Raw genomic sequence first — 12323 nt, 5'->3', positions numbered from 1 at the left:
TCGACGCCCGTGGAAGCGCTCCGGGATTCGAATGCGGAAGGTTGCCGAGGTGTGCCGGGGGCAGGTGCACGGCGCTGGTCGGAAGTGTGTCGAAGCGTGGCACGAGGCCCTTCCGGTCGCCGGCCGGCGCGGATGTCGAATTGCTCCGCGCCGATCCGGAAGGCCCCACTCGTGTCGGGACCGACGTACGGTGCGTGCGCCGCCGGGCCGCGCGGAGTGGGAAGTCGGACCGGCCGACTTCCCACTCCCGAGGTCGGCCGGTGAGCGTCAGTCCTGGTAGACGATCCAGTTCTGGTCGGGGCTGCCGGGCAGGCCCGCGCCGGTCGGGCCGCCGCCGGTGTTGGGGGCCGGGGAGCCGGCGACGGGCTGGCCGACTCCGGTGGTGTGGAGGACGAGGCCCAAGTCGCCGTGGCTCCTGATCAGGGTGGTGTCCTGGCTGACGTCGATGATCCAGCGCTGGGTCAGGTCGCCGCTGCGGCACGGCTCCTGGACGACGGCCTGCCCGATGCCCTTGGCGGTGACGCACTTCCCGGAGGTGCTGCCCTTGACGGTGAAGACGCCGACGGACTCGAAGGCGTGGTCGACCTTGTCGAACACCCAGGTCTGGCCGGTCGGAGCGGCGGCGCGGGCGAGGACGTCGGTGCCCGTACCCTCGTCCAGGTAGGTCTGGTCGCCCTGGACCTGGAGCTGCCCGGTGAAGTGGGCCAGTCCGGCGGACGCCGGGGCGCTGTTGAGGGCCGCGATACCGGTGAAGGCGACGGTCGCCCCCGCGAGGGTGGCGAGGGTCCTGTGGGTGATGAGCCTCATGTGCTCCGACGGTACGCCAACGGACCAGCGGCGGGAAGAAGGCTGGGACTTGGAGAGGATCGTCGAGCGCACCGACGACCTGTCCGGGTTCCGCGTCGTCCCGCGCCGCCGGGTTGCAGGGAGAGCGCTCGGCTGGGGGAAACCCCAGCCGAGCGCCCGACTGCCTCTTCACGGCCTTGACTTGGACGGCGACCAACCCCGCACCCCAGGCAGGGGGCTCCTCTCCCGGGCTCAGGCTCAGATGTCGCCGAACTCGCCGACGCGGACAGCGGCAACGAACGACACCCAGGCCTCGGCGGGGAAGACAAGGGCCGGGCCGCGGGGGTCCTTCGAGTCATCGGCGCTCGAAGCGGCCGGGCCCGGCAGGGTCCAGGGAACTTCACCGCGCTGTACGGTCGGGCGAGTACCGCAGCCGTCGACACAGGAGCCGAGATGGGACCGGTTCATGTTCCCGACTGGTTCTGGGAGGTCCTGGAAGCGACACGACCGCGTCTGTCTGCCCTGGAGTTGTGGTTGGAGTCCCACTCGCGGGAGGTGCTTGAAGCCTTCGCGCTCGCATACGAGTCCGCGGCCGAATCGCTGGCTGGTTTTGTACGAAAACGGACAGAACTTGTGCACCAGCTTGGGAGGCAGCCAGCGCCCATCAGCGAGTCGAAAAGTTCACGAGTTTCGACGGCGCCGGTACTCGGCGGCATCTGATCGGTCTTCAGGCGACTGCGAACGCGCGCTCGTATCTGCGGCGGTCAGCCGGTGCGGCGGGAGCGGGTCCGGGTCAGCCCGCCGAGGATCACGGCGATCAGTCCCAGCACCAGGGCCACGTAGCCGCCGGCGATCCCGTTGCCGGTGCCGAGACCACCGTCGGCGGTGACCACCACCAGCCCGCCGTTGACCACGGCGATCAGCCCCGCCACCAGAGCCGCGATGGCCCCCCTTCCCCCGCTGCCGTTGCCGACACGACCGGCGGAGCGGGCCAGAGCCAGCCCGCCGATGACCACGCCGGCCAGCGCCAGCAGCGCGGCTGCGGTGGCCCAGGCCCGCTCGGGGGTCAGGCCGGAAACACTGGCGGCGACCGGCTGGACCGAGACGCGCGCGGCCACCGGTGCGGCCATCAGGTGACGGACAGACATGACATGCTCCTTCTCCTTCTACGACTGAACGTTGCCTGATCATGTCCGCTGGACCCACCGCCGGTCGTCCAGCAGACGCAGGCACTTCGCGCTGCCGCCGATGACGCACCCGGCTGCTACAGGTGCGGTAGGCGCCGCGAAGGTACTGCGTGCGCGGTAGTCGTCCGCTCGTCCGCGAGCGGGACTCGCCCGCGGCAGCATCCGGCTAGGGTGCGGCGCATGAGCAAAGGAAGGTTCGGCGTTCGGGCCGGTGTCGGAGACTGGGTGATCGCCGTCGGCGTGGCGGCGGCGCTGCTGGTCACCGGGCTGTCCGGGCAGCACTCCGCCACGGACATCGACCTGCTCGGCTACGCGCTGCTGGCAGTCGGCGGCCTGGCGCTGGCTGCGCGCCGCCGGGCTCCGGTTCCGGTCCTGGCCGTTACCGGGCTGTGCGCGGTGGGGTACCAGGCGGCCGGTTTCGACGTGCCTGTCGTCGCGTACCTGTTCGCGGTGTACGCCGCCGTGCGGGCGGGACATCGCACCGTCACGGTGGTGGCGAGTGTGACCATGCTGGCCGCTCTCCCCCTCGCGGCCCTGGCCTCGGGCCTGCACGACACGGGCGAGGCGTTCGCGCAGGCCCGAGGCGCCCTCGAGCTGGCCTGGCTGATCGCCGCCGGTGCGGCGGGGGAAGCCCTGCGGCAGGCCGAGCGGCGGGCGGACGAGGCCGAGCGCACCCGGGAGGAGACCGCGCGGCGTCGCGCCGACGAGGAGCGGCTGCACATCGCGAGGGAGCTGCACGATTCGCTCACTCATCAGATCTCGGTCATCAAGGTGCAGGCCGAAGTCGCCGTCCACGTGGCCCGCAAGCGGGGTGAACCGGTGCCTGAGGCCCTGTTGGCGATCCGGGAGGCCGGGCGTGAGGCGGCCCGGGAGCTGCGAGCGACGCTGGAGGCGCTGCGCGACGACGACACGACCCCTCCGCACGGGCTCGACCATGTCCCGGAGCTGGTGGAGCGGGCCGGCAGGACCGGCCTGAAGGCGACGCTGACACTCGAGGGACAGCGGCACGACGTGCCGGCCGCCATGGGCCGGACCGTGTACCGGATCGTTCAGGAGTCGCTCACCAACATCGCCCGTCACGCGGACGCCGCCACGGCGTCGGTCCGGATCGACTGCCGGCCGGACGCCCTCGCAGTACGCATCGATGACGACGGCAAGGCCACACCGGGCACCCCGCCGACGCCCGGCGTCGGGCTGCTCGGGATGCGCGAACGCGTCACCGCCCTCGGTGGCCGGCTGCGGGCGGAACCACGCCGCGAGGGCGGCTTCACCGTCCAGGCCGAACTCCCCGTGGACCGAACGTCATGATCCGTGTCCTGCTGGTCGACGACCAGCCGCTCATCCGCAGCGGATTCCGCGCGCTCCTCGACCTCGAAGACGACATCGAGGTGGTGGCCGAGGCCGCCGACGGCAGCGAGGGCCTGAGACTCGCCGAAGAGCACCTGCCCGACATCGCGCTCGTCGACATCCAGATGCCGGTCGTCGACGGCATCGAGGCGACCCGGCGCATCGCCGCGGACCCGGCCCTGGCCGGGGTCCACGTCATCATCCTCACCAACTACGGCCTGGACGAATACGTCTTCAACGCGCTGCGCGCCGGCGCTGCCGGATTCCTCGTCAAGGACATCGAGCCGGAGGACTTCCTGCACGCCGTACGCGTCGCCGCGCGCGGCGACGCCCTGCTCGCACCCTCGATCACCCGAAAGCTGATCAACCGGTACGTCACCCAGCCGCTCAACACCGGCACCGGCACCGGGCTGGAAGAGCTGACCAGCCGCGAACGCGAGGCTGTCATCCTGGTCGCGCAGGGCCTGTCCAACGACGAGATCGCGGGCCGTATGGTGATCAGCCCGCTGACCGCGAAAACCCACATCAACCGGGCCATGGCCAAGCTCCATACCCGTGACCGGGCCCAACTCGTCGTCCTCGCCTACGAGTCCGGCCTGGTAACCCCGCGCAACTCCTGACATCCACAGTCAAGTCGTCGGATGCCTCGGACGGGTGCTGTCGTTTCTCGTGAACACCGAACACGGCGGAGTTTGGGTGCCTCCCAAAGAGCTGACCGATCGCTGTCACAACTCCTGAACAGAGCCACGCTGGCCGACTGCTCGGAAGGTGTGAGCGTGGATGGGGACGTCTGGTCCGAGGACAGCACCGAGGACCTGTGCATGTGGGTGGTCGGGCAGGGCTACGGGCTGTGGAGCTCGGTGGTTGTGGGAGAACTACGGCTGGAAGAAGCCGCTCGGATGTATCCGGGCCGTGCTCCGCTGCTTCCAGAAGGCGTGGCGCCGTGGGACGGGATGTCCCGGACCCTGAGCACAGGGGCTACCAGTCCCCCGGGGCCATCGTCCACGGCGTCTACCGGACGCGATTCGCCGAGGAGCTCCATGAACGGCTTGAGGGCAGGTGAGGAGATTGCCCGGGCCGGGCGGGTGACGCGGCGGGGCTTCTGGCAGATGCAGCGGTTGTCCAGCGGTCGCATTGCCAGGGGCTCCTTGTGTCCTTTTGCCCTGCCGGACGCCGGCCGGATCGAGCTCCATAGCGCTCACAGCCCTTCCGCGCCCTCCCCCGCTCACACAGAAACGCTCGGCTGGGCAACCCCAGCCGAGCGCCTGACTACCTCTTCACAGCCTGACCCCGGTCAGGCGGCCACGTGCCGCCATGCCCCGGAAACAGCCCCCGAGCAGGGGCCGCCTCCTTCGGGCTCGGGCTCAGACGTCGCCGAACTCGCCGCTGCGAACAGCGGCAACGAACGACTTCCACGCCTCGGCCGGGAAGACGAGAGCCGGGCCCTGGGGGTCCTTGGAGTCACGGACAGGAGTCAGGCCGGGGAAGTCGGGAGCCACCTCGACGCAAGACCCGCCATTGTTGCTGTAACTGCTCTTGAACCATGCGGCGTCGGACAGGTCTACAGGGGAAATCATGACGTTCCTCTCACGCCTTGCTTGCGGATCATCTCCAGTGACGCAGCCTTCGACAGCGCTTCCACCTGGAGCTGATGGTAGTCCCGTTCCCAGGCCTGGGCCGTATCAGCGTCTCGCGCGAGGAAGCCGCGCAGCTGGCACTCCGAGTATGCCAGGAGTGATCGATCCGCCAGGGTAAGCAGCGTGACCATCATGGTGAACGGCAGCTCTTCTGCGAGGGAGAACGGCGCCACCTGGATGGTGACGTTCGGACGGCTTGCGAGATCTTCAAGGTGCGCCAGCTGCCGCGCCATGACCCTGGACCCTCCCACCCTTCGCAGGAGCGCACCTTCATCCAGGACGAAGTGCAGGCGCGGAGCCGACCGCTGGTCGAGCAGCTTCTGGCGTGTGGCCAGGAAGTCGAGGCGATCCGCCGCCTGCTCCTCAGTGATGCTGCCGCGCCGAACGGCCGCAGAGGCAAAGGCGTTGGCGTACTCCATGGTCTGAGCCAGGCCGGGCACGACGCCCAGTTCGAAGTGGGAGATGCCCTGAGCTTTCGCCTCTTGCGCCGCGTACTCGGGAAACCCTTCCAGCAACGACGACCTGCTCAGGCTCCAGTACGTCAGTTCCAATGTTCCACCGGCATCGATGACCTTGTCAGCCTTACGAACCCAGTCAAGCGTGGGATTGCGCGTCCCTCTTTCGAGGTTCGAAATCTGACTGTCACTCAAGTTAGTCCGCTGGCCGAGCTGGGTCTGCGTCAAGCCCGCCGCCTTGCGCAGCTTGCGCAGTTGGGCCCCGAACGCCTTGAGAGGCGAGGCCGATGGATCCAGCTGAGACTCACGCATCGTCAGACCTCCACTGCTGCGCGAATACCACACGGGGGAACTGTCAAGTGGGAAAGCCTTCCGATCGTAGCGGGCAAGGGGCCACTATGGCTACACCTGGTGATTCATCGGGAGCACAGAGCAACCGACGGAGGCCCCATGCACCCCTCGCGGAATCCCAAGGCTCGCCTTCAACTCCATGAACTTGCAATGGACTTCACCATTCCTGAGAGCGGCGATCCGCGCTCGGGCATCGTCATGGAGGTCGCGCCCGGGAAGGCCTACCGCCCGACCGCCGACGGGTGGCCACTGGCGCCCGCCATCAATTCCTCTTACCTGGAGCAGAGTTGAGCAGGACCCGCATCATGAGCAAGCCCCCGGCCCGCCGTTCGGGCCAGCAGATCTTCGCCCTGCGCGAGGACCCCGGCGGATCGGGCGACCTGCTCGCCCTCCTCGTCGATCCCGTCTACATGGACGGCCTGATCCTCCCCGGCGGCAGCGCCGAGCAGGACGAACTTCCCCACCTCGCGGCCCGCCGGCACCTCGAAACCGAGACCGGCCTCGTCCTGCCCCTGCGCACCGTCCTCACCATCGACTACATGCCCGCCGCCGAGTTCCCCGAGGGCCTCAACCTCGTCTACGCGGGCGGGAAGCTCACACCCCAACAGGTCACCACCGCGACCAACCACCGGCCCCCGGAGGAACTGCGCGCCCTCCACTGGGTCCCCCGTCACCGGCTCCGCGACCTCATGACCGACGACCAGTGCCGCCGCGTCGAGGACGCCTGGGACGCCTGGGAGCACGGCGACGGCCTCCCCCTCCTCGTCCGGGGCGTCCCGGTCCCGGTCGGCTGATCACGCCGACACCCCAGGGGCCGGACCGCCATCGCCGCGGTCCGGGCCCTCACTTCGGCAAGACCCCCGAGTCGGCGCCGTAGCGCACCGCACGGCGCACTCCATTCGCACGCAATCCTCCCTTGAGGCACTCCCCCATGCTCAAAACCCACCGCCGCCCCCGCATGTTCGTCGCGCGCCTCGACTCCCGTACCGAGTCCACGCCCCTGGCCCGCTACCTGCTCCGCGCGTACCTCTCCGGCCTCCCCTCCGGGGACCGGTACTCGGACACCGCCGAACTGCTCCTCGGCGAGCTGTTCGCCAACGCCGTGCAGCACTCCGACGCCCCCGACGACTGCCATATCGAGATCCGCTTCACTCTCACCGGCTCCCGTCTGCGGCTGGAAGTCCACGACGCCGGCAGTGGCCGCCCGGTCCTCTGTGCCGCCACCCCTGACGACGAGCACGGGCGCGGCCTGCTCCTCGTCGACGCACTCGCCGAACGCTGGGGCAGCGCCAACCGCCCCGGCGGCATCGGCAAGTACGTCTGGGCGCTCGTCACGCCCGCCCCCGGCCCCACCATCTCGCTCGCCACCGCCTGAAAGACCGAACCCCCCATGCACCTCACCACCCTCGCCGGCCACGCCCTCTCCCGCGGCCGCACCCCCGCCGACACCTACGCCCTCCTCGCCCGCCGCACCCGCGAGCCGCTGCCCTCCGCCCGCGCCGTCTGCCTGGCCCTGACCATCCCCCTCGCCGAGACCGTCCGCCGCCTGGCCGACTGCCACGACGCCCTCCTCGCCAACCCCCGGCCCAACTCCGAGACCGACACCGGCGAACTCCTCGAAGCCCTCGGCGTCTTCGACGTCCCCGCCTCCCTCACCGACACCGAACTCACCGTCGTCGACCACTTCCTGACCGCCATCGACGCCATGGGCGGCATCCGACCCGGCCACCACCACGGCCTCACCCGCTGGTTCACCACCGGAAACCTCACCGCCGCCTACCTCTCCCTCGCCGCCGCCCGCCCCATGCCCCGCACCGGCAACCCCACCCTCTACTGGACCACCCTCGTCACCGCCGGCGAACTCCTCACCACCACCCCCAACCCCGACACCCGCCTCACCTACGCCCTCACCCACTGCCGCACCCAAGCCACCCGCACCTGAGCAACAACCGTTGCTGCGCGGGAAGTCGGCCCCACCGACTTCCCGCGCAGCAGCACACGCCGATCGCCCCGCCCCAGGTCACCTACGACCTGACGGAACTCGGTGTCAGCCTGGCCGGACCGCTGACCGAGCTCATCCAGTGGTTCGGCCGACACGGGGACGAGCTCCTCGCCGCCCAGGAGCACTACGACCGCCGGCAGGAGCCGCCGCACGCGTCCTGAGTGGGACGGCAGCCTGTCGGAGCCGTCGCCTAGAGTGCGGCATCGGATGCGACGACGGCCGACGAGGGATGGGCGATGACCGAGGCGTGGGACCGACTGCGGGCGGTCATGGGAGAGCCGGTGTACGCCCCGGCGCGGGTTCCGTGGGAGCTGGCGCCCGCCGAACTCGGGGTCCAGCTGCCCTCGGACTACCGCGCGTTCGTCGACCTGTACGGCGGAGTGAGTCTGAACGGCGAGTGGGGGGTGTACACGCCGAGCGAGAAGCCGTCCTTCTACAAGGCGCCGGGCGGCCTGGCGGACTGGCGTATCACGAACGACGTCGATCTCCGCGACCAGATCGAGGGCGAGGAGCACTGGTGGGACCAGCCCGGCCCCACCCCGGTGTTCCCGGACCCGGGCGGCCTGCTGTCCTGGGGCTGGAACAGCAACCACAACCAGTGCTGCTGGCTGACGACCGGTCCGGACCCCGAGCAGTGGCCGGTGACGGTGTTCTACGAGGACCGGCTCGACCACTTCGACGGCGGTTTCGCGGAGTTCGTGGCAACTGTGCTGACCGGCGGCTACGCGGCGGAGGACGAGTTGCTGGTGCGCGCGGACCCCGAGGTGTGGGGGCCTCGGCCGGCCCGACCCCTCTGGTCTCCCAAGAGCGACTGGGCGGGCAGGAACTGGGGCGCCGAGTGGGGTATCGAGGGATTCCTCGACGCGCCCGGGTCGACGGAGATGCCGTGGGTCAGGACGTGATGGACGATCGGCACGGCGGGCAGCACTGTTTCAGGGCCCCGATCCGGTACCGGCGGACGGGCCGGCGGACCTTGGTCCTCTTCCCGACCGCTCTGGCCTGCGCCCTTGCCTTCGTCCTCGCCGCAGGGGCCAAGGGCCGGGATCCCGCGATGATCGCGGCCTTCACGGTCTGCCTGATCGTCGCCTACGTCGTCGCCGCCTCCTTCGTGGGCCCGTTCTGCGGCAGTACCACGGTGGATTCCGCGGGCCTGACCACGCGGACGCTGCTGAGGACACGGGTGGTCACCTGGCCGCAGGTGCGGTCGTTCGGGTTCTCGCCGGAGGTCAACCGCGGCATCGAGCACTGTCTGCTGGAGGTGCGTCTGCACCAGGGGCGGGCGGTCGTCCTGCCGGGCCTGGTCGCGTCGAGCGCGGACGACCCGGAGCTCCGGTCGCGCCTGTCCCAGCTGCGGGCCGCGTGGACCGCGCACCGATCCGGCGCCGCGGCCGGGTGATGCGGCTCGACGGGCGTGCTGCCGCGGCCGGGACGGCCGGGCGGCCCGGCCGGGTCTGCCCCGCGGGGACAGCGACTCTGCCCCCGCGTACCTGGCCGGGGGCCAACCGCGGCCCGTATACAGGAGGCTGAGCCGTCCTCCGCCCCGAAAGGGTCCCTCATGCACGCACGGGAAGCCGCCAGAACGCCGGACGGCGCCCGCTCCGGCCGCCGGGGCGCCGACTCCGCGCGGACGGCCCGCACCGCGGCCGTGCCGGTACGGCCGGGGGCGGGCCTTCCGTCCCCGCAGGAGGTGGCCGCCCTGCAGCGCACCGTCGGCAACGCCGCCGTGGCCCGGATGTTCGAGGAGGCCCGCCACCGGCACGCCCCGGGCTGCGGCCACCAGGAGCCGGACGGCGGCGGGACGCCCGTGCAGCGCTCCGCCGTGCACCGCGTCCTCGGATCGCCGGGCCGGCCGCTCGACGCCGGGCTGCGGGAGGAGATGGAGCAGCGGCTGCAGGCGGACTTCTCCGACGTGCGGGTGCACACCGGCACGACGGCGCAGCGTTCGGCGCAGGAGGTGGGCGCCCGCGCCTACACCTCGGGCAGCCATGTCGTCCTCGGTGCCGGAGGGGCGGACAAGCACACCCTGGCCCATGAGTTGACCCATGTGATCCAGCAGCGGAGCGGCCCGGTCCTGGGCACGGACCACGGGAACGGCCTGCGGGTCAGCGACCCGTCCGACCGCTTCGAGCGCGAGGCGGAGGCGACCGCGCGCCGGGTGATGGCGGCGCCGGTGCAGCGGGCCGTCGCCGTCCCGGACGTCCCCGGCCGTGCGGACCGTGCCCCGGGCGGGGCGGTACCGGGCGGGGCGGCCCCGGCGGTGCAGCGGGTCGTCACCGTCGCCAGGGGAACGATCAGCAGTTCGGGGGAGACCGACAAGGTCCAGTGGAATGCCGGGCGTCACAAGAACCTGCCGGAGGCGGACAGGAAGGCCATCCTGGCCGAGATCGGGAGGATGGCCGACGCGGAGGAATCCGAACACTTCACCTCGTACGAGAAGCTCATCGACGCGGCCCACGCCCGGGTGCGGGCGGCGAGCGGGCAGAACCTGGCGCCCGTGACGCCCGTCGCCGTCGCCACCGGGGCGCTCCAGCACACCTTGACGATCTCCGACGAGGAGCAGATGAAGCGCCACAAGGAAGTGCGCCGGCGGCTGTCCCTGCGCGGGGTCAGCCTCGACCTGGAGGCGTTCCGCAACCGGCAGGCGATGGTGAACCCGTTCACGTACAGCGACGTGGAGGACGGCGCCTCCTACACCATCGGCGCCGGCGGGAACTTCGTTCTCGGCAGCGTGCAGGAGGGCGACTACTCCCAGCTGTTCGACCTGGCCAGGAGCAAGTCGGGCCTCACGGAGCAGCAGTTGGCGAACCGGTTCATCAAGGCGCTGTCGGAGAGCGGCAGCAGGCCGTTCGACGATCTGCCCAAGGACGCGCAGAAGTACTGCGCCAAGATCGTGGCCATCATCCAGGGCGCCGAGTTCCGCCGGGCCGCCGCCAACCCGACCGCGGCCGTCGCGGCGTTCAACAAGGTGGTCACCGGTGAGACGGCCACGCTCCACGAAGCGATGAACACGTTCACCCTGTTCGCCAAGGCCGGCGGCGGATCGGCGGACTCGCAGTACCACCGCGCCGGCAAGGAGCCCGACGCGGAGCTCAACGCCCGCATCCTCCAGGAGTTCAGGTCACTGGCCCAGCTGGTGTCCGCGAACGGCTTCGACCCCAACGACGAGAAGCAGTTCTACACGGCCTGCGAGACCATCGCGGTCGGCTCCATGAACTCCTTCAAGTCGAACTTCAGCTACACGATGACGTGAGCGGACCGGCCCCCGGGACCCCGCAGGCGCCGAGGTGTCGGCCGTCGCCGCCGAGGCGACGACGGCCGACACCCTTGTGCGGTGGGTCAGTTGTCGTTGTTGACCTTGGTGTAGGCCGCGCTGTAGCCGGTCGGACAGTAGAGGGTGTCGCTCCCGTTGCCCATGTGCCAGGAGCCGAGGACCGTCGTCTGGTTGCCCTTGACGTTGTCGTTGTTGCAGACCAGCACCAGCTGCCAGTGGTTCTTGGTGGCGGTGGTCTGGCAGCTCACCGATCCCCAGTTCGTGCCCTGGGTGGTGCTGCAGTACGAGGTCGCCGACGCCCCCGGCGCCGCCATCACACCGGCGGCCACCAGCAGCGCCGCACCGGTTCCCAGAGCCGCAATTCGACGCATGACCTTCTCCTTCGTCGCATCTCGAACAAGCTGTGCGGTCAGCATGCCGAGGATGCGATCAGTTGTATCCACTGTCGGCGCGACTGGCCGAAACCGGCCGTTCCGCTCTCCCGGGCGGCACCTGCCGGGACCGCCGCACGCCCGGGGCGCCCGGCCGAGGGGGGAAGGTCCCGGCCGGGCGCCCGACGGTCAACCGGCTACCGCTCAGGGGCCCGTGATCGTCCAGTACACGGCGGCGTTGTTGCCACTGCCCCCGCTCTGCGCGAACCGGAACATCGGGTCGGAGCCGGCGGAGTCGTAGCCGTTGCTGCCGGCGTACGGGTTGTTCCAGTGGAGCTGCACGCGCTTGCCGTTGAGCCCGGGGTTCCCGCAGTTCTCGGCGTCGTAGATGACGTGGCCCTCGGTCCCGGTGAGGAAGCCGTTGCTCTCGGACTGCCAGCGCCCGGTGTTCCCGTCGCGCACGACGGCGTCCGGGGCCAGGCCGCTCGACCAGATGCCGTGGTCCAGCCAGGCGTTCTGCAGGCGCAGTTCGCAGCCCGTCCAGTTGACGACCGCGACCTGGGTGCTGCGCGCCGCGCTCAGCGCCTGCGCCGGCTGCTGGTCCGCGGTGGCCGCGCCGGCCGGGGCGGCCGTCGCGAACAGGGCGGCGGCGACGCCGGCCGCGGCCAGCGCCGAACGGACCAGGGACTTCCGCTGTGCCATGGAGTACTCCTCTCGTTCCCGGACCGCGTCGGTGCGGTCCTGCTGCTCGAAGCCTCGGCCGGGCCCGTCAACAGGCGGTCGACAATGCGTTGACAGGTGATGGACAAGCAGCGCGTCGTCGACCGCCCGGACCGGGCACGGCGCCTCTGACCAGGGGTGATGCGGTCGGTAAAATGCGCCGGGGGGATCGTGTGCGGGCGAAGGGGGACAGCCG

The 12323-nt window shown here is 70.6% G+C and carries 16 protein-coding genes; 9 read left to right on the top strand and 7 right to left on the bottom strand.

Going from position 1 to position 12323, the window contains the following annotated elements:
• Positions 1-267: 267 nt before the first annotated feature.
• From ACWGJO_RS17645 to ACWGJO_RS17635, 3 genes are all read right to left on the bottom strand, one after another.
• Positions 268-807: an RICIN domain-containing protein gene (locus tag ACWGJO_RS17645; protein ID WP_452184748.1), complete on the bottom strand. Its 540-nt coding sequence runs from the start codon at positions 805-807 to the stop codon at positions 268-270.
• Between the two features lie 237 nt (positions 808-1044).
• Complete coding sequence (locus tag ACWGJO_RS17640; RefSeq protein WP_452184746.1) at positions 1045-1254, bottom strand: DUF397 domain-containing protein; 210 nt, start codon at positions 1252-1254, stop codon at positions 1045-1047.
• A gap of 296 nt (positions 1255-1550) precedes the next feature.
• On the bottom strand, positions 1551-1934 hold the full coding sequence (locus tag ACWGJO_RS17635) for a DUF6223 family protein (RefSeq protein ID WP_452184745.1): 384 nt from the start codon (positions 1932-1934) through the stop codon (positions 1551-1553).
• A gap of 219 nt (positions 1935-2153) precedes the next feature.
• Between ACWGJO_RS17635 and ACWGJO_RS17630 the strand changes: the two genes are divergently transcribed.
• Together ACWGJO_RS17630 and ACWGJO_RS17625 are read left to right on the top strand one after the other, a co-directional pair.
• A complete protein-coding gene (locus tag ACWGJO_RS17630) occupies positions 2154-3281 on the top strand; it encodes a sensor histidine kinase (protein ID WP_452184743.1) in 1128 nt (375 codons plus the stop codon).
• A complete protein-coding gene (locus ACWGJO_RS17625) occupies positions 3278-3940 on the top strand; it encodes a response regulator (RefSeq protein ID WP_452184741.1) in 663 nt (220 codons plus the stop codon). The genes ACWGJO_RS17630 and ACWGJO_RS17625 overlap by 4 nt, the downstream gene beginning before the upstream one ends.
• Positions 3941-4684: 744 nt before the next feature.
• Here ACWGJO_RS17625 and ACWGJO_RS17620 read toward each other — a convergent pair.
• Positions 4685-4897, bottom strand: coding sequence for a DUF397 domain-containing protein (locus tag ACWGJO_RS17620; protein ID WP_452184739.1), 213 nt, complete (start codon positions 4895-4897; stop codon positions 4685-4687).
• A complete protein-coding gene (locus tag ACWGJO_RS17615) occupies positions 4894-5724 on the bottom strand; it encodes a helix-turn-helix domain-containing protein (RefSeq protein WP_452184737.1) in 831 nt (276 codons plus the stop codon). Before ACWGJO_RS17615 ends, ACWGJO_RS17620 begins: the two co-directional genes overlap by 4 nt.
• A 189-nt stretch (positions 5725-5913) precedes the next feature.
• On the opposite strand from ACWGJO_RS17615, the gene ACWGJO_RS17610 reads away from it, so the two are divergent.
• The 7 genes from ACWGJO_RS17610 (at position 5914) to ACWGJO_RS17580 (ending at position 11015) form a co-directional block, all read left to right on the top strand.
• Positions 5914-6054, top strand: coding sequence for a hypothetical protein (locus ACWGJO_RS17610; protein ID WP_452184735.1), 141 nt, complete (start codon positions 5914-5916; stop codon positions 6052-6054).
• 14 nt (positions 6055-6068) lie between these two features.
• Complete coding sequence (locus ACWGJO_RS17605; protein WP_452184733.1) at positions 6069-6557, top strand: NUDIX domain-containing protein; 489 nt, start codon at positions 6069-6071, stop codon at positions 6555-6557.
• A gap of 137 nt (positions 6558-6694) precedes the next feature.
• The gene (locus tag ACWGJO_RS17600; protein WP_452184732.1) at positions 6695-7138 is read left to right on the top strand and encodes an ATP-binding protein; all 444 of its coding nucleotides are present in this window, start codon (positions 6695-6697) and stop codon (positions 7136-7138) included.
• Positions 7139-7153: 15 nt separating this feature from the next.
• Positions 7154-7705, top strand: a complete 552-nt coding sequence (locus tag ACWGJO_RS17595) for a hypothetical protein (RefSeq protein ID WP_452184730.1) — start codon at positions 7154-7156, stop codon at positions 7703-7705.
• Between the two features lie 296 nt (positions 7706-8001).
• Positions 8002-8667, top strand: a complete 666-nt coding sequence (locus ACWGJO_RS17590; RefSeq protein ID WP_452184728.1) for an SMI1/KNR4 family protein — start codon at positions 8002-8004, stop codon at positions 8665-8667.
• Positions 8668-8738: 71 nt separating this feature from the next.
• On the top strand, positions 8739-9161 hold the full coding sequence (locus tag ACWGJO_RS17585; protein WP_452184724.1) for a PH domain-containing protein: 423 nt from the start codon (positions 8739-8741) through the stop codon (positions 9159-9161).
• A 159-nt stretch (positions 9162-9320) separates the two neighbouring features.
• On the top strand, positions 9321-11015 hold the full coding sequence (locus tag ACWGJO_RS17580) for an eCIS core domain-containing protein (protein ID WP_452184722.1): 1695 nt from the start codon (positions 9321-9323) through the stop codon (positions 11013-11015).
• Between the two features lie 86 nt (positions 11016-11101).
• Here the strand turns inward: ACWGJO_RS17580 and ACWGJO_RS17575 are convergent, their stop codons facing one another.
• Both ACWGJO_RS17575 and ACWGJO_RS17570 read right to left on the bottom strand, forming a co-directional pair.
• Entirely contained in the window at positions 11102-11407 is a 306-nt protein-coding gene (locus ACWGJO_RS17575; RefSeq protein ID WP_401050661.1) for a hypothetical protein, read from the bottom strand.
• 204 nt (positions 11408-11611) lie between these two features.
• Positions 11612-12109 (bottom strand): aegerolysin family protein, encoded by a 498-nt coding sequence (locus ACWGJO_RS17570; RefSeq protein WP_452184720.1) that lies wholly within the window; start codon positions 12107-12109, stop codon positions 11612-11614.
• Between the last annotated feature and the right edge of the window lie 214 nt (positions 12110-12323).

It is taken from the genome of Kitasatospora sp. NPDC054795 (genome assembly GCF_053611565.1).
The sequence above is the reverse complement of the archived record's forward strand: the minus strand, read 5'-3'. Positions and strand labels throughout refer to the sequence as shown.